A 19,906-nucleotide genomic window follows, 5' to 3' on the forward strand; every position below is an offset into this window, starting at 1 on the left:
TACGTCCGCCCGGCTCGGGTTTCCGTACGCCCGTCGGCACGCCCGTCGGCACGCCCGTCGGCTCAGGCGGGCTGGCCGAACAGCTCCTGCAGCACGTCCTCCATGGTGACGAGGCCCGCGAGCCGTCCGTCCTCGCCGAGCACCGCCGCCACGTGGGTGCGGCTGCGGCGCATCGCGGTGAGGACGTCGTCGAGCGGGGTGTTCTCCCGTACGCGAGCGATCGGGCGCATGTCCCGGACCTGGAACGGGAGGTCGCGCGGGGACGCGTCCAGGGCGTCCTTGACGTGCAGGTAGCCCACGATGCGGCGGCTCTGGTCGACCACAGGGAAGCGGGAGAACCCGGAGCTCGCCGACAGCTGCTCCAGCTGCTCGGGGGTGACGCCGATCTCCGCGTACACCACCTGCTCCAGCGGGAGCACCACGTCACGGACCGGGCGGCGGCCCAGTTCGAGTGCGTCGTGCAGGCGCTCCTGCGCGCGGTCGTCGATCAGGCCCGCGTCCCCGGAGTCCTTGACGAGCCGGGCCAGCTGGTCGTCCGAGAACGTGGCCTCCACCTCGTCCTTGGGCTCGACCCTGAGCAGCTTCAGCAGGGCGTTCGCGAAGGCGTTGATCGCGAAGATCACCGGGCGCAGGGCCCGTGTGAGCGCCACAAGCGGCGGGCCGAGCAGCAGCGCGCTGCGCACCGGCTCGGCGAGCGCGATGTTCTTCGGGATCATCTCGCCGGTCAGCATGTGCAGATAGGTGGCCACGGCCAGCGCGATCACGAACGACACCGGGTGGATCAGGCCGTGCGGCACGCCGGCCGCGTCGAAGACCGGCTCCAGGAGGTGCGCGATGGCGGGCTCGGCGACGATGCCGAGGACCAGGGTGCACAGCGTGATGCCGAGCTGGGCGGCGGCCATCAGGTGCGAGACGTGCTGCAGGCCCCACATGACGCTGCGGGCCCGCCGGTCGCCCTCGTCGGCGTGCGGTTCGATCTGGCTGCGGCGCACCGAGATCAGCGCGAACTCGGCGCCCACGAAGAAGGCGTTGACCACGAGGGTGGCCAGGCCGATGAGTAGCTGGATCGCGGTCATCGCGCACCCTCCCCGTTCACGGGCGTGCCCTTCGCGTCGCTCGAGTCACTCTTGTCGTTACGGCCGATTGGACTGCCTGCGCCACCCGGACCCGTGGGGCCCGTCGGCACCCCGGGCGCACCGCCGCGACCCGGCAGGTCCAGCGGTGCGTGCAGCAGAAGTCGCGCGGCGCGGTGGCCGCTGGCGTCGAGGACGTCGAGCCGCCAGCCGTCGACCTCGACCACGTCACCCGCGGCCGGGATGCGGCCGAGCTCGGTGGCGACCAGGCCGGCGAGCGTCTCGAACGGGCCGTCCGGCGCGCGCAGGCCGATCTTCGCGAGCTGGTCGGTGCGGGCCGCGCCGTCGGCGGAGTACAGCCTGCGGCCGTGCTCGTCGGCGCCGGCCGGGGCCAGGTCGGACGTCTCGTGCGGGTCGTGCTCGTCGCGGACCTCGCCGACGACCTCCTCGACGATGTCCTCCAGGGTGGCGACACCCGCGGTGCCGCCGTACTCGTCGATGACGACGGCCATGGTGCGCTTGCCGGAGATCCGGTCGAGCAGGCGGTCCACGGTCAGCGTCTCGGGGACGAACAGCGGCTCGCGCAGCACCTCGGCGACGGGGAAGCGGGGCCTGCGCTCGGCGGGTATGGCGAGCACGTCCTTGATGTGCGCGACGCCGACGACGGAGTCGAGGTTGCCGCGGTAGACGGGGAAGCGGGACAGGCCGGTGGCGCGGGTCGCGGTGGCCACGTCCTCGGCGGTGGCCTGGATGTCCAGGGCCATCACCTGCACGCGCGGCGTCATCACGTTCTCCGCGGTGAGGTCCGCGAGGTTCAGCGTACGGACGAACAGCTCGGCCGTGTCCGCCTCCAGGGCGCCCTCCTTCGCCGAGTGGCGGGCGAGGGCGACCAGCTCCTGCGGGCCGCGCGCGGACGCCAGCTCCTCGGCGGGCTCCAGGCCCATGCGGCGCACGGAGCGGTTCGCGGTGTTGTTGAGGTGCGTGATCAGCGGCTTGAAGGCGGCGCTGAACCAGCGCTGCGCGGTGGCCACGCGCTTGGCGACGCCGAGCGGATTGGAGATCGCCCAGTTCTTCGGGACGAGCTCGCCGACGACCATCAGGACGATCGTGGAGAGCACCGTGCCGAGGGTCAGGGCGACGCCGTCGGCGGTGGCCTTCGTCAGGCCGATGGCGTCGAGCGGCCCGGCGAGCAGCGTGCCGATCGACGGCTTGGCGAGCATGCCGATGACGAGGCCGGTCACGGTGATGCCGAGCTGCGCGCCGGACAGCTGGAAGGTGAGGCTGCGGACGGCCTTGAGGGCGCTGTCCGCACCGCGCTCACCGTCGGCGACGGCGCGCTCCAGGCTGCTGCGCTCGACGGTGGTGAGGGAGAACTCGGCGGCGACGAACACACCGCAGGCCAGTGTGAGCAGCAGGGCCACGCCGAGCAGGAGCAGTTCGGTCATCGGGTCACCTCCGTCCCATGATCGGGCAGGGGAGGGACGGCCGCGCGGTGTCGGCGGAATGTGCTACTGGGAGGCTCGCCCATCGGCGGACGCTCACACCTTTCCTTCGGGTACGGGCGCTCCGCTCGTACTGGATCTCGTACTGAGTCCCCTGTCTGGAACTGACGAGTGCTGAGCGGAGTGCGGAGTATCCAGAGTAAAGGATCAGCAAAAGAACCGGCCGGGGCGGCCGTCAGGGGCGCTCCGTGAGCGGCTTCACCCAGCGCCGCCAGTGGTCCTCGCGGTGGTAGCCGGCGGCGGCCCACGCCTGCTGCGCGCGCTCGTTGGCCTCCAGGACCATGGCGTCCCCGCGCCGCCCGCCGAGCGCCGTGAACCGTTCCTCGGCGGCCGCGAGCAGCGCCGTCGCGATGCCCCGCCTGCGGTGCGAGGGCAGCACGGCGAGGCGGTAGAGGCTGCAGCGCCACCCGTCGTATCCCGCGATCACGGAGCCGACGAGCTGCCCGTCGGCCTCCGCGAGAAGCAGGGCGCCGGGGTCGCGCGCGACGAGCCCGGTGACCCCGGCCTCGTCGTCGCTGACGCTGGTTCCCTCGGCGGCCTCCTTCCAGAAGGCGAGCACGGCGGCGGCGTCGGCGGCTTCGGCGGTACGGATCTTCGGATCGCCGGTGATCGGATCGCCGGGGTTCGGATCGCTCAGGGTCTGGTGGCTCATGATCGGCAGCGAAGCACGGCACGGACCGCGGCCGCGGGGAATTTCACGGACCGAGACGACCGCCCCCGCAGAGTGCGCCGAGGACGCTGAACCCGCCCGCCGTACCGGCCCGTACGCCGGTTCGTATCATGTCCACTCCAACGAACGGGGAGGCGTACGCGGATGGAACAGCTGGCTCCTGACGAGCCCAGGGAGATCGCCGGTTACCGCCTCCAAGGGCGCCTCGGCCAGGGCGGCATGGGCGTGGTCTACCTGTCGCACACGCGCGGCGGCCAGCCCGTCGCGCTGAAGGTGGTGCGCCGCGAGTACGCCCAGGACCCCTTGTTCAAGGAGCGGTTCAGCCAGGAGGTCGCGGCCGCCCGGCGCGTGCAGGGCCCGTACACCGCGCCCGTTCTGGACAGTCGCACCGAGGACGGCGAACTCTGGCTCGCCACCGCGTACGTCCCCGGGCCGCCGCTCTCCGAGGCCGTGAGCCGGCACGGGGCCCTTCCGCTGCGCACCGTCCTGCAGTTGGCGGGCGGGGTGGCCGAGGCGCTGCAGACCATCCACGGCGCGGGCATCGTGCACCGCGACCTGAAGCCGTCCAACGTGCTGCTCGGCGCGGACGGGCCGCGCGTCATCGACTTCGGCATCGCGCGCGCCGCCGACACCGCCGCCCTCACCGGTACGAACGTCGCGCTCGGCACGCCCGCCTACATGGCGCCCGAGCAGGCCACCGGCGGTGACATCACCCCGGCCCTCGACGTGTTCGCGCTCGGCCTCGTCCTGCACTACGCGGTCACCGGCACGCACGCCTACGGCGAAGGCCCCTCGCAGGCGATCCTGCACCGCATCGTCGCGAACGAGCCCCAACTCGACGGCTGCCCGCAGGAGTTGCGCGGCCTCGTGGAGAGCTGCCTGAGCCGGGACCCGGCGGCCCGGCCGACTCCGGCGGAGATCGTCGAGCACTGTCACGCCGCAGCGGGCGCCGCCGGACTCGACCGGTCCGAGGGCTGGTGGCTGCCGCCGGGCCTGGCGCAGGCCGTCGAGCAGCAGGAGCACACGATGCGGATCGCCGCGTCGACTCCACAGCCCCCGCAGCACGCCCCGCAGCCGGGCCCGGTCGCGGACTTGCCGACGCAGCCGCCCAACTCACCGCCGCAGCAGCCGAGTTACCCGCAGGCACCGAGCACGCCCCCGCCCCCGCCGTCCGCACCCCAGCAGTACGCGACCCCCGTGCCGCAGCAGCAGACCGCCGCCGACACGGCGCCGCGCCGCCGCCGGACCGGGCTGATCGTGGCGGGCGCGGTCGTCGCCGTGGTGGCCGTCGGCGCGGGCTCGGTCCTCGGCTACAAGATGCTGGCCGAGGACGACACGCTGCCCTCGACGGAGGCCGGCGGACAGACCACGGGCGGACCGGACCAGAACGCCGGCGGTTCGCAGCAGCCGACCGGCGACGGGAGCGCAGCCGACTCCGGCGGCGGGGAAGGGAGTTCGGGCGGCGAGCAGCAGCCCGCCCCCGGCGGCGCGAAGACCGAGGCGGGCTGGCGCCTGACCGTGCAGGACAAGACGGTCACGATCGCCGGGCCCAAGCCGGAGAAGGCCACCAACGTGTCCAAGTGCGACACCGTGCACGTCGACGTCGACAACGACTTCCGGGTGACCCGCCCCGGCAACATCGACGCCGCCGACTACCTCGGCGCCCTCGCGTACCACGCTTGCGCCGAACCCGAGGAGGAGGAAGGCCTGCAGGCGACCGACGGCAGCATCATGAACACCGTCACCGCCGAGTTCCCCACCCCCAGCGCCTGCCTCAAGGCCGCCCGCGACAGCTCCCTGCCCAACCCGATCCCGCTCGACGAGCTGCGTGACGACTCGTTCCTGAAGAAGGGCGTCGGGATCTGCGTGGAGACCGCCGACAAGGCGGTGGCCCACCTCTGGATCCGCAAGGTCAACCGGGACACCCCGGACAGCCTGCCGACGTATCTGACGACGGCCACCCTCTGGGAGCCGGAGAAGTAACTCCCGTAAGCGTGAAGGGGGTTGGAGCCGCGCCCGGCGTCCGTGCGGGCGCGGCTCACTCATACGGATCGCGGATGCTCACTCGTGCGCGATCGCCGCAAGCACGTTCATCCGCGACGCCCTGAGCGCCGGTACGAGCGCCGCCGCCAGGCCCACCACCACCGAGCCGAGCACCACCGCGACGACCGTGCCCCACGGGATCGCCAGCTCCGTCAGGCCCTCCAGGGCGAGCACCTGCTGCATCGCGAGCCCCCACACCAGGCCGAGGCCGAGCCCGAGTACCGCGCCGAACACGGCGATCACCACCGATTCCAGGCGGATCATCCGCCGCAACTGCCGCCGCGAGAGGCCGATCGCGCGCAGCAGCCCGATCTCCCGCGTGCGCTCCACGACCGACAGGGCGAGGGTATTGACCACGCCGAGCACCGCGATCACGATCGCCAGGCCGAGCAGCGCGTACACCAGATACAGGAGTACGGCCAGCTGCTCGCGCACCAGCTCCTTGTAGTCGGCCTGGTCCCGGACCTGCACCTGCGGATACGGGTCGAGCGCCGTGTCCAGGGCGGTGCGCAGCGCGGCCGGGTCCGTGCCGTCGGCCGCGTTCACGAACAGCACCGCGTCCTGCCCGCCCGGCACGTACCGGTCCGCCGTGCCCATGCCGACGAAGAGGTTGCCCTCGGCGACGGGCGAGCCGGGACCGCCCAGGTCGGTGAGCGCCCCGACGGTCAGCTCGGCCCTCCGGTCGCCGGGGAACTCCACGCGCACCTTGTCGCCGACCCGCACCCGGTGCTCGTCGGCGAACTCCTGGTCCATGCCGATGTGTTGCGGCGCGAGCGCGTCCGCGGGGCCGCCCGCCGTGTACGGCACGCGGACCACCCGGTCGAACCCCGGGCCGTACGCGGCGGCCGCCGTCTCGACGCGTCTCCCGTCCGGCAGCGACAGCGCGAGCGGCACGAACCGCTGCCGTACGACGAGCCCCGCGCCCGCCACGCCCTCGACGCGCGCGGTGATCTCGTGCGGGAACGGCCGGAAGTTGCGCGCCTGCACCAGGAAGTCGGCGCCGAGCGTCCGGTCGATCTCCTTGTCGAACGACGCCGTCATCGACGCGCTCGCCACCGAGAGCCCGCCGACCAGCGCGAGCCCCACCATCAGGGCCGCCGCGGTGGCCCCGGTGCGGCGCGGGTTGCGCAGCGCGTTGCGCTGGCTCATCCGGCCCACCGAGCCGAACAGCGCGGGGAACGCCCCGCCCAGGACCCGGATCACCGGGCGCACCAGGAGCGGGCCCGCGATCACCGTCGCGACCAGGGTGAGCACCACGCCGAGGCCGAGCAGCCAGGCCGACGTCGAGGTGTCGGCGCTCACCGCGCAGCCGACGAGCGCCCCGGCCCCGGCCGCCCCCGCCACCGCGCCGACCACGGCACGCACCGTCAACGGCCGCCCCACACCGGCGACTTCGGCGTCCACCAGCGCCGCCATCGGCGAGACCCGCGCCGCCCGCCCGGCCGGCAGATACGCGGCGACGAACGTGACGCCGACGCCCACCGCGTACGCCGCGATCGGGGTGGCCGGGCCGATCACCATCTCCGTGGCCGTCAGGTTCATGCCGAAGAGCCCCATCAGCTCGATCAGCCCGGAGGCGAGCCCGATGCCGACGGCGAGTCCGAGCGTCGAACCGACCAGGCCGAGCAGCAGCGCCTCCACGAGCACCGAGCGCCGCACCTGCGCCCGGTCCGCCCCGAGGGCGCGCAGGAGGCCCAGCTCGCGGGTGCGTTGGGCGATCAGCATCGAGAAGGTGTTGACGATCAGGAACACCCCGACGAGCACGGCAACCCCGGCGAAGCCGAGCATCACGTACTTGATCACGTCCAGGAATCCGCCCAGTTCGGCCGCGGCGGACTTCGCCTGCTCGTCCGCGGTGCGCAGCTCGTACCCGCCGCCGAGCTCCGCCCCGACCCGCCGCTTCAGGGTGTCGTCGGCCACGCCGGGCGCGGCCGTCACCGACAGCGAGGTGGCCGCGCCGGGGTCCCCGAGGAGCTTCCGCTGCGCGGTCGGGGTGTCGAGGAAGACGAGCGCGGCGCCCGGGTTGGTGGTGGTGAACGTGGCGATGCCGACGACCCGTACGGGGAACGAGCCGGGCGGTGCGAGCACGGTCAGGGCGTCGCCGATCCCGAGGCGCCTCCGCTCGGCGGTGTCCGCGTCGAGCAGCGCCTGACCGGGTTCGCGCGGCGCGTGCCCGGAGGTCAGCTCCACCGGACTGCGGTCGGAGACATGCCAGTTGGTGACGATGGTGGGCGGTCCGGTCGTCGGTCCTACGGGCTTTCTGCGGGCGTCGACGACGGTGACGTTCTCCACGGCCGCGTCGACCTGGACGTGCGCGACCCCGTCCACCGCCCGTACGCGCTCGGCCAGTTGGGCCGGGACGGTCGGCACGGTCCCCGACGGGCCTGGCCCGACGCGCTCCCTCGGCGCGACCGTCACGTCCGCCGCCGTGGACGCGAAGAGCCGGTCGAACGTACGGGTCACGGTGTCGGAGAAGATCAGGCTGCCCGCGACGAACGCCACGGAGAGGACGACGGCGAGCGCGGAGAGGACCAGCCGGCCCTTGTGGGCGAAGAAGCTGCGCAGCGTCGCCTTCAGCACGGCCGCCTCACCCCTTGAGACGTTCGAGCACGGCCTCGGCGCTCGGCTTCGCCATCGTGTCCACGATCCGCCCGTCGCCGAGGAAGAGCACCAGATCGGCGTGGGCGGCGGCGCCCGGGTCGTGGGTCACCATGACGACGGTCTGGTTGAGCCGGTCCACGGCCTCGCGCAGGAAGCCGAGCACTTCGAGCCCCGCGCGCGAGTCCAGGTTGCCGGTCGGCTCGTCCGCGAAGATCAGCTCGGGCCGGGAGACGAGGGCCCGCGCGCACGCCACCCGCTGCTGCTGGCCGCCGGAGAGCTGCGCCGGCCGGTGGCCGAGCCGGTCCCGCAGCCGGAGCGTGTCCACGACCCGCTCCACCCACGCCGGGTCCGGCCGGCGGCCCGCGATGTCCAGGGGCAGCGTGATGTTCTCGGCGGCGGTCAGCGTCGGCAGCAGGTTGAAGGACTGGAACATGAACCCGACCCGGTCCCGCCGCAGCCGCGTCAGCTCCCGGTCCTTGAGCCCCGTGATCTCCGTCCCGCCCAGCCAGACGCGGCCCGCCGTCACCGAGTCGAGCCCGGCCAGGCAGTGCATCAACGTGGACTTCCCGGAGCCCGAAGGACCCATCACCGCCGTGAACCGGCCGCGCGCGATGTCCACGTCGACCGCGTCGAGCGCACGGACGGCTGTCTCCCCGGTGCCGTACGCCTTGGTGAGACCGCGGGCGCGGGCCGCGACCGGATCGGACTCCGCATCCGCCGCGGCGTCCACTGCGGCAGTTCTGGCCAAGGCAGCCTCCTCCGGGCCGACCACGTGAGCCGAGTCACCGAACAAGACCACGGTAATCCGCCGTACGGGAGGCCGGGACTCGCCTTGTCGTTGCTAGCGTTTCGGCGCTAGCGTGAAGGGGTGGCCAAGACACAGCTGAACGTACGCGTGGACGAGAACACCGCTCGGGCCGCCCGCGAGCGCGCCCTGGCCCGCGGCATGAGCGTGAACCGCTACATCGAGGAGCTGGTCCGCCAGGACGTCGGCGAGGTCGGCCAGACCTTCGTGGACGCCGCGGCCGACTTCATGAAGCAGTACGAGTCGGTGTTCGCCCAGGAGTTCGCGGTCGCCGACGCCCCCGCCCCGAAGCGGTCCGAGGGCAGCCGTTGAGCCTGCGGATCGACCTCGCCTGGCTGTTGATGATCGCCGAGGAAAAGACCCCCTCCGACCCGCAGGTCGCCGACTGGGGCTCCCTGGTCGCCGCCGTCGCCCGGCACGAGGCGGAGATCTTCGGCGTGCCCGTCTACGACGACCCGCACACCCGGGCCGCCGCCCTGCTGCAGCAGCTTCTGCACATCCCCGCCCTGGAGCGGGCCAACGCGATGTTCGCCTCGGCCGTCGCGTACGCCTATCTCGTCGCCGACGGCCAGAAGGTCGTCACCTCGCCCGAGCAGGTCCGCGACCTGGCCCGCCTCGTCAAGGACGGCACGGCCGACGTGCACGCGATCGCCGACGAGCTACGGCAGTGGAGCGACTGAGCCGGCCCGCTCACGCGTCCCCGACCGGCCGCCGCGCGGTCCCGAGCACACAGAACGAGGTGGGCAGCTTCGGCCCCCGCGCGGGCACGAGCAGACGGCGGTACGAGCTGACCTCGAAGCCGGCCGTACGGATCGAGTCGAGCGGAGCGCGCCCCACATGGCAGCCGCCGAACAGCCGCGGCCACACCGTACGGTCGAGCCCCTTCTGCACGGCCCGCATCGCCCGGCCGTCCGGGTCCTGCCCGTGCTCGAAGAACCGCAGCTCACCGCCGGGCCGCAGCACCCGGCGCAGCTCGCCGAGCGCCCGCGGCACGTCCCGCACGCTGCACAGCACGAGCGACAGGACGGCCGCGTCGAAGGCCTCGCTCTTCACCGGCAGCGCCTCGGCCGCGCCCGGCACCACGTCCACGGGCACCTCCGCCCGCAGCGCCGCCTCCACGGCGAGCCGGCGCAGCACGCTCTCCGGTTCGATCGCCACTACCTCGGAGACAGTGCTCGGATAGTGCGCGAAGTTCAGCCCGTTGCCCGCGCCGATCTCGATCACCCGCCCGGACAGCCCGGCGAGCAACTCCTCCCGGTGCGGCCCGACGACGGACTCGGCGGCTTTGCTCTGCCAGGCGTAGAACCGGGCGAAGAGCGGGTGGTGAACGGTGTCTTTCGCGGTACGCGTGGGCCGCAACGGCATGAGAGACCTCCCGGGTCGGGTCACACTCCGCATTCTCCCCTCCCCACCCCTTCCCGAAAGCCTGCGGCGCTTCGGGGGCCAGCCCCCGGCCCCCGCTCCTCAAACGCCGGAGGGGCTGAATTTGCCGGGCCCCGTCAGGGGCGCGGGGAACTGCGCGACCGGCCACGACGGCGCGGGAGTCGAATGACGGCCGGGGCGCGGGGGCTGGGGCGGAGCCCCGGGGCTGTCCGCAGGCCACGCGGCGGCAGCTGCAAATCCGGCTCAGCAGGGAAGGGGCGGGGAGGGGGAGAACCAGCCCGGCGCCGCCGCACGGAACTCCGCCGGCGAAAGAGCCCCCGCCCCCTCCGGGATCAACCCCAACAACGGCGCCCCCGCCGCAACGGGCAGATCCGACACATTGCACTGCTCCGCAAGCCCCGGCGCAGCCGGCCAGGAACCGACCACCACCCCCGCCTGCACAAGCCCTCGCCCCCGCAACGCCTCCCCCGTCAACGCCACCGCGTTCAACGTCCCGAGCCCCGCCGCCGCGACGACCACCACCGGCGCCCCGAGCAGCAGCGCCACGTCCGCAAGCGTGCCGCCCTCGGCGTCGAACCGTACGAGCAGACCGCCCGCGCCCTCGACGAGGACCAGGTCGTGCGAGGCGGCCAACTTCCGCGCCGCCTCGGCGACCTCGTCCGGCCGCACCGGATCCATCCCCGCCCGGCGCGCGGCCGTGTCGGGGGCCAACGGCTCGGGGTAGCGGGCGAGTTCGAGCGCCGTCACGGGGCCCGCGAGCCGCGCCACCTCGTCCACGTCGCCCGGCTCGCCCGGCGCGACCCCGGTCTGTGCGGGCTTGAGGACGGCCACCGAGAGGCCCTCGGCGAGCGCGGCGGCGGCGAGCGCCGCTGTCGTCACGGTCTTGCCGACCTCGGTCCCGGTCCCGCTGACCACCAGAATCGTCACCTCACGCACCCATCCAAGTTCACGCACCCATCCCGGCTCACGCAGCCCTCGCCGCCGCGCCGACCGCTCGGCAGATGCGGGCCACGTCCGCGTCACCGGTGACGAAGGGCGGCATCGTGTAGATCAGGTCGCGGAACGGCCGCAGCCACACACCTTCCGCGACCGCGGCCCGGGTCGCCGCGGCCATGTCGACCTCGTGGTCGAGCTGGACCACGCCGATCGCGCCGAGCACCCGTACGTCCCGCACACCGGCCGTACCCCTCAACGCGCCGAGCCCGTCCGCGAGTCCGGTCTCGATCCGTTTGACCTCGGCCCGCCAGTCCTGCGCGAGCAGCAGCTCGATGGAGGCGCAGGCCACAGCGGCGGCCAGCGGGTTGCCCATGAACGTCGGCCCGTGCGCGAGCACCGGTACCTCGCCGCGCGAGATCCCGTCCGCGACGCGCGCCGTGCACAGCGTCGCCGCGAGCGTCAGGTAACCGCCCGTCAGGGCCTTGCCCACGCACATCACATCGGGCGTGACGGCCGCGTGGTCGGCGGCGAACAGTGTGCCCGTACGGCCGAAGCCGGTGGCGATCTCGTCGAAGACGAGCAGTACGCCGTGCTCGTCGCACGCCTCCCGCAGCACCCGCAGATACGCGGGGGAGTGGAAGCGCATCCCGCCCGCGCCCTGCACCAGGGGCTCCACGATCACCGCGGCCACCTCGTGCGCGTGCGCGGCGATCGCGTCCCGCAACTGCTGCGCGTACGACTCCTCGTACGCGGCGGGCGGCGGGTCGGCGAAGATCTGCCGGGGGAGCGCGCCCGACCACAGCTCGTGCATGCCGCCCTCGGGGTCGCACACCGACATCGGCTGCCAGGTGTCCCCGTGGTAACCCCCGCGCCAGGTCAGGAGCTTGTGCTTCTCGGGGCGGCCGAGCGAGCGCCAGTACTGCAGGCACATCTTCACGGCCACCTCGACCGACACGGAGCCCGAGTCGGCGAGGAAGACGTGCTCCAGGCCCTCGGGCGACATGTCGACGAGGTGCTTCGCCAGCCGTACGGCGGGCTCGTGCGTGAGCCCGCCGAACATCACATGGCTCATCCGGTCCAGCTGACCGCGCGCCGCGTCGTTGAGCACCGGGTGGTTGTAGCCGTGGATCGCCGACCACCAGGAGGACATGCCGTCCACCAACTCGCCGCCGCCGTCCGCGAGTCGGAGCCGCACCCCGGACGCGGACTCGACGACCAGCGGCTCCCGGCGGCCGGGCATCGGACCGTACGGGTGCCAGACGTGGCGGCGGTCGAGGTCGAGCAGTTCGTGCGTGGAGAGGCCAGGCTCAGGCATTGGGCGCCAGGTCCGTGCCCGCACCGCGGCGGCGCACCGCCACCAGGTCCGTACGCGCCTCGTCCGCGGGCGCAGCCTCGGCAGGCTGCTCCTCGGCGGCGGAACCGCAGGGTCCGCAACCCCCGCCCTCAGCATGCGAACCGCACCCCGACTCCGCGTGCGACCCGCACCCCGAGCCCGACTCCGCGTGCGAACCGCAGCCCGAAGCGCCCGCCGCGCGCCGGTGCTCGGGCAGCGTCACCTTGTCCGCGCCCTCCACCTCGAACCCGGCGTCCGCGATCATGTCCAGGTCGGCCTTGCCGGCCTGGCCCTCACTGGTCAGGTAGTCGCCGAGGAAGATCGAGTTGGCCAGGTGCAGCGCGAGCGGCTGCAGCGAGCGCAGATGCACCTCGCGCCCGCCCGCGAGCCGTACCTCCACGTCCGGGCAGACGAACCGCACCATCGCGAGGATGCGCAGCGCCCGCTGCGGCGTCAGGTTCCACTCCTTGGCGAGCGGCGTGCCCTCGAACGGGATCAGGAAGTTCACCGGCACCGAGTCCGGGTCCAGCTCGCGCAGCGAGTACACGACGTCGACCAGGTCCTCGTCGCTCTCGCCCATGCCCGCGATCAGGCCCGAGCACGCGGAGAGCCCGGCGGCCTGCGCCTGCTGCACGGTGTCCACCCGGTCCTGGTACGTGTGCGTGGTGGTGATCTCGCCGTACGTCGACTCGGAGGTGTTGAGGTTGTGGTTGTACGCGTCGGCGCCCGCGGCCCGCAGCCGGTCGGCCTGGCCTTCGGAGAGCAGGCCGAGGCAGGCGCAGACCTCGACGTCCTCGTTCTGTTCCTTGATCGCCTCGATGGTCTTCGAGACCCGGTCCACGTCCTTGTCGGTCGGACCGCGGCCGCTCGCCACCAGGCAGACCCGCTTCGCGCCGCCCGCGACACCGGCGGCCGCCGCCTCGGAGGCCTGGTCGGGCTTCAGCCAGGTGTACTTGAGGATGTCCGCCTTCGAGCCGAGCCGCTGTGAACAGTACGAGCAGTCCTCGGGGCACAGGCCGGACTTGAGGTTGACCAGATAGTTGAGTTTCACCCGCCGCCCGAACCACCGGCGGCGCACCTTGCCCGCCGCGGCCACCACGTCCAGGAGTTCGTCGTCGGTCGTCGCCAGGACGGCGAGAGCCTCTTCACGGGTCGGCAGTTCGCGCCTGAGTCCCTTGTCCACCAGCGTGTTCAGCAGGTCCATGAGGTGTGATCCTCGCTTACGGCAGGGTCCGCGGCCAAGTAGGAACCTCACAATAGGTCGGCCACGGGGTGTGGGTATTGCCACACCCTGACCGGGCCTTTCGGCAACTAGTGTCTGTTGACTGCAGACAAAGCGACCGGGACGATCAAGGCGCGCGGAACCGGGCGGTCCACGCCCTCCCGTACGCCGTGCGAGGGATGGCCGATGCACCGCAAGGAGACCCACAGCCGACGCGCCGGCGACCCCTTCGGCTGGCTGGACGAGCAGTCCGAACGCCGCCGCGCCGCCGGTCTCGTACGCACCCTCAGGCCCCGCTCGGCCGACAGCGAGCTCCTCGATCTGGCGAGCAACGACTACCTCGGTCTCGCCCTGCACCCGGAGGTCACCGAGGGCGCGGCGGCCGCGGCGCGGCGCTGGGGCGGCGGCGCCACCGGCTCCCGCCTCGTCACCGGCACCACGGCCCTGCACACCGAACTGGAGCGTGAGCTGGCCGAGTTCTGCGGCTTCGAGGCCGCGCTCGTGCTGTCCTCCGGGTACGCCGCGAACCTCGCAGCCGTGACCGCGCTCGCCCCGCACAGCGGCCTGATCGTCTCCGACGCCGGCAACCACGCCTCGCTCATCGACGGCTGCCGCCTCGCCCGCGCCACCACCTCGGTCGTCGCACACGCCGACCAGGACGCGGCCCGCAAGGCCCTCGACGGCCACCAGGGCCCGGCGGTCGCGGTCACCGACGCGGTGTTCTCGGTCGACGGCGACGCCGCCCCGTTGCCCCAACTGGCCGAGGTCTGCGGGGAGTTCGGCGCCGCACTGCTCCTCGACGACGCACACGGGCTCGGCGTGCTCGGCGACGGCGGCCGGGGCTCGGCGCACGCCGCGGGACTCGCGGGCGCGCCGGACGTGGTCGCCACGCTCACCCTGTCCAAGTCGCTCGGCAGTCAGGGCGGTGCGGTCCTCGGCCCGGCCAAGGTGATCGAGCACCTGGTCAACACGGCCCGTACGTTCATCTTCGACACCGGCCTCGCCCCGGCCGCCACCGGCGCCGCGCTCGCCGCGCTGCGCCTGCTCCGCCGCGAACCCGAACGCGCGGCCCGCGCCCGCGAGGTGGCGAGCGCCCTGCACACGCAGTTGACGGCGGCAGGGCTGACGACGGTCCGCCCGGACGCCGCGGTGGTCTCGGTGCACGCACCCACCCCGGACGAGGCGGTCGCCTGGGCGGCGGACTGCCGCACGGCCGGTCTGGTCGTGGGCTGCTTCCGCCCGCCGTCCGTCCCCGACGGCATCTCACGCCTTCGCCTCACGGCTCGCGCCGACCTGACGGACGCTCAAGTGACGGACGCGGTACGCACGATCGTGCGCACCGCGCCCGCAGGAGCCCTCAAGGGCTGATCCTTCAGAGCCCGCTCCCGGACGCCTCACCTCGGACGGCGGCGAGGAAGGAGTCCCAGGCGGCGGCGGTGAACAACAGGGCCGGGCCGCGGGTGCGCTTCGAGTCGCGCACGGCGAGCCGCTCGGCCAGCGGGCCCCGCCTGATCGGCGCGGTCTCCACACAGTTGTTCATCCCGGTGCTGCGGCTGCTGCGCCGCCAACGGGCGTCGTGCGGTGCGCTGTTCAACGTGGTGCTGGTGGGTACGTACCGAGGCAGAGCTGACATGGTGCCTCCTTACGTGCCATCACCGATCCCGGCGATGAATTCCAGGCTGTCATCGGGCGGAAGCGCGTGTTCTCCCAGCGAGTCGAAGGCCTCGCTGTAGGCCTGGAGGTCTTCTTTCCGTTCGAGATAGAGGCTACTCACCAAGTGGTCGAGGACAACCACGTCCAGATCGGCGATGTTCGGAAACGAGAACATGACGAAAGGACCCGTAAGCCCGACGTGCGCCCCGGCCGCGAACGGCAGCACCTGAAGCCGTACGTGCGGCAGCTCCCTGCCCACCTCCACGAGATGTCTCAACTGCCGTGCCATCACGCCGTATCCGCCGATGGGGCGGCGCAGGACCGCCTCGTCGAGCACCGCGCTCAGCTCCAAAGGCGGGTCCCCGCGCAGCACGTCCTGCCGGGCGAGCCGGATCTCGACGAGCGTGTCCACCTGGTCCTCGGGCAGCCCGTCGAGGGAGGCGCGGGTGACCGCGCGTGCGTAGTCCGGCGTCTGCAGCAGACCGGGCACCACCGAGGTCTCCAACGTACGAAGGTGGCAGGCCTGCGACTCCAGGCTGATGAAGTCGCGGTACGCGGGCGGCAGTAGGCCCTTGTAGGCGTGCCACCACTGCTGCCGCGCACCCCGCTCGCCCTCCGCGCCGCCCGCCAACGCCTCCAGGAGAGCGCGGAGTTGGGCGTCCCGCACCTCGTACGCGTCGAGCAGCAGCGTGACGTCCGCGGCCTTGGCGCTGCTGCGGCCGGTCTCGATGCGGCTGACCTTGGACTGGTGCCAGCCGACCCGCAGCGCGGCCTGGCCGCTCGTGAGCCCCGCACGGTCCCGCAGCGCTCGCAGCTCCGCGCCCAGCTTGCGGCGCCGCACGGCAGGTCCGTACTGCATGGCCGACTCCTCTCCGGCGACTCCGGGCGACCGCGGTGGCGTCACGGCGCAGCCGACCGGAATGCCGACGCACCTCGATGGGCCAGTCTGCCGCCCAAATACGTTCTGCCGTAGCCAAGTTCACCGCTTCGAGCGACAGATATATGCATATCTCGGGGGATCGGCACGTCGCGCGGCTCCGGGGTGGCAGTCTGGCGCGGAGCACCAGTCCGGGTCCGTCGGTCATCCGGTGATTCACAGGTCATCGACCGCGTGCCGGATACCGGCCCCGGTGGGAAAGGGACAGCGTCGACATGGCAGATCACAAGGAAGCGTCCGTCACTCTGCCGAGCGATCCCGCCTCGGTCTCCAGGGCACGGAAATACGTGACGGAAGTGCTCGCCGACTGGGGCCTGCCGGACGACGCGGAGATCGGGGACACGGTCCGCCTGATCGTCTCCGAGCTGGCGACCAACGCGGTGCAGCACACCCTCGGGCAGTCGCCCACCTTCACCGTCGACCTGGACCTCGAACGCGACGAGCGGCTGCGCATCGGCGTCACCGACAGCCACCCGCGCCTGCCCAAACGCCTCCCGGCGGCGGTGCAGCAGGACAACGGCCGCGGCATGGTGATCATCCGCTGGCTCGCGGCGGAGTGCGGCGGACGCCTCTCCGTGAAGCCCACCCCGGAGGGCGGCAAGACGGTGTGGATCGCCCTGCCGTGGACGGCCCCGGTGCAGCGCTGAGCGCTCCTTCCGGGGCGCCGCTCACCGGTCGTTCGGCGCGTCCGGGCCCGATTCCTTCGGGCTCGCGGGCCGGTCCGCCGCGTCGCGTCCGCTCACGCCCGCGGTCTTGATCAGCCGCGGCAGTACGCCCCAGAGCCCGACGCACATCAGGAACGTCCCCACGCCCGAGGCCACCCCGGCGGCACGGCCCGCCGCGACGTCCACGACGAGCAGCACCGACCCGGTCAGGGCCAGTACGAGCACGCCCATGCCGATCGCCGCGAGCCGCGAGGACACCTGCACGATCTGCGGCTTGGCGTGCCGCTGGAACAGCACGCGATGCACGGCCGCAGGCGCCGTGAACAGCGCCGCGGCCGCGACGGCGAGCAGCAGGGTGGCGACGTACGTGCCGCGCTGCACGGAGTCCAGGGACGGGAAGCGCGGCGTGAACGCCAGGGTCAGCAGGAACGCGAAGAGGATCTGCACGCCGGTCTGCGTGACCCGCAACTCCTGCAGAAGCTCACCGAAGTTCCGGTCGGCGCGCTCGAACGGCGTCTCGCGGCGGGCGTGGTACCGGGGAGTGTCGTCCCTGGATACGTCGTCCCTGGTTGCGTCGTCCCTGGATTCATCGGCCATGGCCGACGAGTATCCCGGCCGAACGCCCGCAAGCCGCGGAGGCGGGGCCCTTCCGGAACCGAACCGAACCGGCCCGAGCCGCCGAAACAGAGCCGGTCGGGCGGCGGTTACCGCACCCGCCCGTACGACACGCTGCTGCTCCAGATCTTCTGCAGCCGCACTACGTCACCGGTCTTGGGGGCGTGCCAGATGCGTCCCTCACCGGCGTAGATGCCGACGTGGTAGACGTTCCGGCCGGAGTGGAAGAAGACCAGGTCGCCGCGCTTGCGCCGGTCCGCGGCGACGCGACGGGTGCCGTTGTACTGCTGCGCCGCGGTGCGCGGCAGCCTCTTGCCGGCCTTCTTGTACGAGTACAGGGTCAGGCCCGAGCAGTCGAAGCGGCGTGGGCCCGTGGCGCCCCAGCGGTAGGGCGAGCCCTGCTTGGCGGCCGCGACGTGCAGGGCCCGCGCCGAGGCGGAGGCGGCCTCGGCCTCGGTCGCGGCGCCGGGGGCCAGGGTGGTGCCGCCCACTGCGGCGAGGGTGAGGGCCGATGCGGCGCCGGCCCGGGAGAGCAGGGAGGGGATCCGAATTCGCGCGGTCATGCGCAACCCTTCGTCAGCCGCCTGTGAAGGATGACCTGTCGGATTCGGGCCAACGAAGAACGCCCGGCCGCGACTTGCGCCGCGGCTTCACCCCAAGGGGGCCCGGCCGGAGAGTTAGGCCTGACGCCCCGTCGTGCTCGGGTCCTCCACTCCTGCCGATCCACTGTCGTCGACCTGGCATCCGGACGGCGGCAGGACTCGGCGTCCGCCCGGACCGCCCCGCCGCTGCGGCGGGGGCTTGTCGTCGCAGGGATCCTCACGCACAGAACGTGTCAAATCCGTGCATACCCGGCCGGGTGTGATGCTCGTCACATTTGCACTGTTCGGGTTGGTGCGGGGTGTTCGCCGAGGGCGCGAAAAGGCACCTCTGAGGCTCGTACCAGCGACGGAGGAGATCATCGCGCCGCGGCCGCCCCGCGAAGATCGCAACTGCGCGGGTACGACGGCGAGATCGGCCCGTAGGCCATCCGTGCGAGCCCAACTGATAGCGGTATGAGGCCGAACGAAGGACCCGCGGGCCGACGCCCCGTCAACTCGTGGACGTGGGCGGCACCGTGACCCGCCCCGCGCGCCGCTCCCCGTCCAGTACGCGCAGGGCGCGCGCGAGGGTCGCCGCGTGCACCTCGCTCTCGCCCCGCTGGTGCATCACGCTCAGCGCGTCCCGCAGTGCCGTCGCCTTGATGACCAGGGCCTGCGCGGCACGCAGTCCGCCGTACGTGTGTTGGGCGCGCGCCGGGTTGATCCGGCCGAGCAGGTCGACGACTTCGAGGTAGCGGTCGATCAACTCGCCCTCGGCGCGCGTCAGGGCGGGCAGCTCCGGCAACTCCGGTGGCAGCATCGCGGTCCCCTCTCAGTCGTCGCCGGGCGCGAGCAGGGTGGACCTGCGGCTGTCGATGATCCGGTCCACCAGGCCGTACTCCCGTGCCTGTACGGCGTCGAGGATCGTGTCGCGCTCGATGTCGGCGGAGATCCGCTCCCGGCTCTGCCCCGTGTGCCGCGCGAGCATCTCCTCCAAGAGGTCCCTGGTGCGCTGCAGTTCGGCCGCCTGGATCGCCAGGTCGCTGGTCTGGCCGTGCACCGGCTCGCTGAACTCCGGCTGGTGGATGAGGACTCGGGCCCCCGGCAGCATCGAACGCTTCCCCGGCGTCCCCGCCGCGAGCAGCACGGCCGCCGCCGACGCGGCCTGCCCCATGCAGACGGTCTCCACGTCGCAACTCACGTACCGGACGGTGTCGTAGACGGCCGTCATCGCGCTGAACGAGCCGCCGGGCGAATTGATGTAGAGCGAGATGTCCTGGTCGGGCGCGCTGTGCTCCAGATGCATGAACTGCGCCATCACGTCGTTGGCCGACGTGTCGTCGATGGGCGTCCCGAGGAAGACGATCCGCTCCTCGAGCAGCTTCGAGTACGGATCCCGGGTGCGCGTCCCCGAACTCGTGCGCTCGGTGAACTCCGGCAGGACATGGCGTGCGTACGGACGGATCATGGCGGGCTCCTCCGGGCGGCGACTGCACTTCTGTAAAAAATGTACAGGACGTACGTCACGTTATGATGGGCACATGGCCTACGAGATTCCGGTGACGCAAGCACGCGCAGAGCTCGCCGACCTGATCAACCGCGTGGTGTACGGCGGCGAGCGCGTGGTCGTCACCCGGCACGGCAAGCCGCTCGTGGCCCTGGTCTCGGCGGAGGATCTGCGCCGCCTGGAGGAGCTGTCCTCGGACGCCGGCGGCGGCGAGGCCCCGGAGGAGCAGGTCATCAGCTCCGTCTCGACGATCGCCCCGAACCCGGGCTCGGCCGAACCTCAACGCTTCGGCATCGCCGCGGAGCATCGGGGGGCTACGGGGGTGTAGGGCACCGCCCTTCGACCCGCACCGTCGACTCGGGTGCCCCGGCCGGTTCTGC

At 72.6% G+C, this 19,906-nt stretch carries 21 protein-coding genes; 6 read left to right on the forward strand and 15 right to left on the reverse strand.

Translation table 11 applies throughout. The annotated features are described in order from the left end of the window. Positions 1-62 precede the first annotated feature (62 nt). The 3 genes from QIS96_RS12425 to QIS96_RS12435 all read right to left on the reverse strand — a co-directional run bounded on the left by QIS96_RS12425 (position 63) and on the right by QIS96_RS12435 (position 3,227). Positions 63-1,076 (reverse strand): hemolysin family protein, encoded by a 1,014-nt coding sequence (locus tag QIS96_RS12425; RefSeq protein WP_282542569.1) that lies wholly within the window; start codon positions 1,074-1,076, stop codon positions 63-65. Beyond that, positions 1,073-2,518: a hemolysin family protein gene (locus QIS96_RS12430; protein WP_282542570.1), complete on the reverse strand. Its 1,446-nt coding sequence runs from the start codon at positions 2,516-2,518 to the stop codon at positions 1,073-1,075. The genes QIS96_RS12425 and QIS96_RS12430 overlap by 4 nt, the downstream gene beginning before the upstream one ends. A 232-nt stretch (positions 2,519-2,750) precedes the next feature. Then, complete coding sequence (locus QIS96_RS12435) at positions 2,751-3,227, reverse strand: GNAT family N-acetyltransferase (RefSeq protein ID WP_282542571.1); 477 nt, start codon at positions 3,225-3,227, stop codon at positions 2,751-2,753. A gap of 162 nt (positions 3,228-3,389) precedes the next feature. Between QIS96_RS12435 and QIS96_RS12440 the strand changes: the two genes are divergently transcribed. Then, complete coding sequence (locus QIS96_RS12440) at positions 3,390-5,228, forward strand: serine/threonine-protein kinase (RefSeq protein WP_282542572.1); 1,839 nt, start codon at positions 3,390-3,392, stop codon at positions 5,226-5,228. A 78-nt stretch (positions 5,229-5,306) separates the two neighbouring features. Here the strand turns inward: QIS96_RS12440 and QIS96_RS12445 are convergent, their stop codons facing one another. Then, positions 5,307-7,868, reverse strand: coding sequence for an ABC transporter permease (locus QIS96_RS12445; protein WP_282542573.1), 2,562 nt, complete (start codon positions 7,866-7,868; stop codon positions 5,307-5,309). A 7-nt stretch (positions 7,869-7,875) separates the two neighbouring features. Then, complete coding sequence (locus tag QIS96_RS12450) at positions 7,876-8,637, reverse strand: ABC transporter ATP-binding protein (RefSeq protein WP_282542574.1); 762 nt, start codon at positions 8,635-8,637, stop codon at positions 7,876-7,878. Between the two features lie 120 nt (positions 8,638-8,757). On the opposite strand from QIS96_RS12450, the gene QIS96_RS12455 reads away from it, so the two are divergent. After that, positions 8,758-9,006 carry a toxin-antitoxin system HicB family antitoxin gene (locus QIS96_RS12455; protein ID WP_282542575.1) on the forward strand — a complete coding sequence of 83 codons (249 nt, stop codon included), beginning with the start codon at positions 8,758-8,760 and terminating at the stop codon, positions 9,004-9,006. Further along, positions 9,003-9,374, forward strand: a complete 372-nt coding sequence (locus QIS96_RS12460; RefSeq protein ID WP_282542576.1) for a fic family toxin-antitoxin system, toxin component — start codon at positions 9,003-9,005, stop codon at positions 9,372-9,374. The genes QIS96_RS12455 and QIS96_RS12460 overlap by 4 nt, the downstream gene beginning before the upstream one ends. A 10-nt stretch (positions 9,375-9,384) precedes the next feature. On the opposite strand, the gene QIS96_RS12465 is transcribed toward QIS96_RS12460, so the two are convergent. From QIS96_RS12465 to bioB, 4 genes are all read right to left on the reverse strand, one after another. Beyond that, positions 9,385-10,059 (reverse strand): class I SAM-dependent methyltransferase, encoded by a 675-nt coding sequence (locus tag QIS96_RS12465; protein ID WP_282542577.1) that lies wholly within the window; start codon positions 10,057-10,059, stop codon positions 9,385-9,387. Positions 10,060-10,320: 261 nt separating this feature from the next. Next, a complete protein-coding gene (gene bioD, locus QIS96_RS12470; protein WP_282542713.1) occupies positions 10,321-11,004 on the reverse strand; it encodes a dethiobiotin synthase in 684 nt (227 codons plus the stop codon). Positions 11,005-11,041: 37 nt separating this feature from the next. Continuing rightward, positions 11,042-12,328 carry an adenosylmethionine--8-amino-7-oxononanoate transaminase gene (locus QIS96_RS12475; protein ID WP_282542578.1) on the reverse strand — a complete coding sequence of 429 codons (1,287 nt, stop codon included), beginning with the start codon at positions 12,326-12,328 and terminating at the stop codon, positions 11,042-11,044. Beyond that, positions 12,321-13,550 (reverse strand): biotin synthase BioB, encoded by a 1,230-nt coding sequence (gene bioB / locus QIS96_RS12480; RefSeq protein WP_282542579.1) that lies wholly within the window; start codon positions 13,548-13,550, stop codon positions 12,321-12,323. Before bioB ends, QIS96_RS12475 begins: the two co-directional genes overlap by 8 nt. Before the next feature lie 204 nt (positions 13,551-13,754). On the opposite strand from bioB, the gene QIS96_RS12485 reads away from it, so the two are divergent. Beyond that, a complete protein-coding gene (locus QIS96_RS12485; RefSeq protein ID WP_282542580.1) occupies positions 13,755-14,936 on the forward strand; it encodes an 8-amino-7-oxononanoate synthase in 1,182 nt (393 codons plus the stop codon). A 4-nt stretch (positions 14,937-14,940) separates the two neighbouring features. Here QIS96_RS12485 and QIS96_RS12490 read toward each other — a convergent pair whose 3' ends face one another. Next, the gene (locus tag QIS96_RS12490; RefSeq protein WP_282542581.1) at positions 14,941-15,201 is read right to left on the reverse strand and encodes a DUF397 domain-containing protein; all 261 of its coding nucleotides are present in this window, start codon (positions 15,199-15,201) and stop codon (positions 14,941-14,943) included. 9 nt (positions 15,202-15,210) lie between these two features. Next, positions 15,211-16,080: a helix-turn-helix domain-containing protein gene (locus tag QIS96_RS12495; RefSeq protein ID WP_282542582.1), complete on the reverse strand. Its 870-nt coding sequence runs from the start codon at positions 16,078-16,080 to the stop codon at positions 15,211-15,213. 293 nt (positions 16,081-16,373) lie between these two features. On the opposite strand from QIS96_RS12495, the gene QIS96_RS12500 reads away from it, so the two are divergent. Next, positions 16,374-16,805, forward strand: a complete 432-nt coding sequence (locus QIS96_RS12500) for an ATP-binding protein (protein WP_282542583.1) — start codon at positions 16,374-16,376, stop codon at positions 16,803-16,805. A 21-nt stretch (positions 16,806-16,826) separates the two neighbouring features. Here the strand turns inward: QIS96_RS12500 and QIS96_RS12505 are convergent, their stop codons facing one another. The 4 genes from QIS96_RS12505 to QIS96_RS12520 all read right to left on the reverse strand — a co-directional run bounded on the left by QIS96_RS12505 (position 16,827) and on the right by QIS96_RS12520 (position 19,487). Then, positions 16,827-17,420, reverse strand: coding sequence for a DUF6328 family protein (locus QIS96_RS12505; RefSeq protein WP_282542584.1), 594 nt, complete (start codon positions 17,418-17,420; stop codon positions 16,827-16,829). A 107-nt stretch (positions 17,421-17,527) separates the two neighbouring features. After that, the gene (locus QIS96_RS12510; protein ID WP_282542585.1) at positions 17,528-18,001 is read right to left on the reverse strand and encodes a C40 family peptidase; all 474 of its coding nucleotides are present in this window, start codon (positions 17,999-18,001) and stop codon (positions 17,528-17,530) included. 529 nt (positions 18,002-18,530) lie between these two features. Then, on the reverse strand, positions 18,531-18,839 hold the full coding sequence (locus QIS96_RS12515) for a hypothetical protein (protein ID WP_282542586.1): 309 nt from the start codon (positions 18,837-18,839) through the stop codon (positions 18,531-18,533). Between the two features lie 12 nt (positions 18,840-18,851). Further along, entirely contained in the window at positions 18,852-19,487 is a 636-nt protein-coding gene (locus QIS96_RS12520) for an ATP-dependent Clp protease proteolytic subunit (RefSeq protein ID WP_282542587.1), read from the reverse strand. Positions 19,488-19,560: 73 nt separating this feature from the next. On the opposite strand from QIS96_RS12520, the gene QIS96_RS12525 reads away from it, so the two are divergent. Further along, entirely contained in the window at positions 19,561-19,854 is a 294-nt protein-coding gene (locus QIS96_RS12525) for a type II toxin-antitoxin system Phd/YefM family antitoxin (protein ID WP_282542588.1), read from the forward strand. The last annotated feature ends 52 nt before the right edge of the window (positions 19,855-19,906 follow it).

The organism is Streptomyces cavernicola (assembly GCF_029968035.1).
GTDB lineage: Bacteria > Actinomycetota > Actinomycetes > Streptomycetales > Streptomycetaceae > Streptomyces > Streptomyces cavernicola.

Bases quoted from the DNA above. Each gene is read 5' to 3' on its own strand.
- QIS96_RS12425 (WP_282542569.1), bottom strand. From the start codon at position 1,076: ATGACCGCGATCCAGCTACTCATCGGCCTGGCCACCCTCGTGGTCAAC.
- QIS96_RS12510 (WP_282542585.1), bottom strand. From the start codon at position 18,001: ATGACCGCGCGAATTCGGATCCCCTCCCTGCTCTCCCGGGCCGGCGCC.
- QIS96_RS12525 (WP_282542588.1), top strand. From the start codon at position 19,561: ATGGCCTACGAGATTCCGGTGACGCAAGCACGCGCAGAGCTCGCCGAC.
- QIS96_RS12440 (WP_282542572.1), top strand. From the start codon at position 3,390: ATGGAACAGCTGGCTCCTGACGAGCCCAGGGAGATCGCCGGTTACCGC.
- QIS96_RS12465 (WP_282542577.1), bottom strand. From the start codon at position 10,059: ATGCCGTTGCGGCCCACGCGTACCGCGAAAGACACCGTTCACCACCCG.
- bioB (WP_282542579.1), bottom strand. From the start codon at position 13,550: ATGGACCTGCTGAACACGCTGGTGGACAAGGGACTCAGGCGCGAACTG.
- QIS96_RS12475 (WP_282542578.1), bottom strand. From the start codon at position 12,328: ATGCCTGAGCCTGGCCTCTCCACGCACGAACTGCTCGACCTCGACCGC.
- QIS96_RS12485 (WP_282542580.1), top strand. From the start codon at position 13,755: ATGCACCGCAAGGAGACCCACAGCCGACGCGCCGGCGACCCCTTCGGC.
- QIS96_RS12520 (WP_282542587.1), bottom strand. From the start codon at position 19,487: ATGATCCGTCCGTACGCACGCCATGTCCTGCCGGAGTTCACCGAGCGC.
- QIS96_RS12500 (WP_282542583.1), top strand. From the start codon at position 16,374: ATGGCAGATCACAAGGAAGCGTCCGTCACTCTGCCGAGCGATCCCGCC.
- QIS96_RS12430 (WP_282542570.1), bottom strand. From the start codon at position 2,518: ATGACCGAACTGCTCCTGCTCGGCGTGGCCCTGCTGCTCACACTGGCC.
- QIS96_RS12515 (WP_282542586.1), bottom strand. From the start codon at position 18,839: ATGCTGCCACCGGAGTTGCCGGAGCTGCCCGCCCTGACGCGCGCCGAG.
- QIS96_RS12490 (WP_282542581.1), bottom strand. From the start codon at position 15,201: ATGTCAGCTCTGCCTCGGTACGTACCCACCAGCACCACGTTGAACAGC.
- QIS96_RS12495 (WP_282542582.1), bottom strand. From the start codon at position 16,080: ATGCAGTACGGACCTGCCGTGCGGCGCCGCAAGCTGGGCGCGGAGCTG.
- QIS96_RS12435 (WP_282542571.1), bottom strand. From the start codon at position 3,227: ATGAGCCACCAGACCCTGAGCGATCCGAACCCCGGCGATCCGATCACC.
- QIS96_RS12505 (WP_282542584.1), bottom strand. From the start codon at position 17,420: ATGGCCGATGAATCCAGGGACGACGCAACCAGGGACGACGTATCCAGG.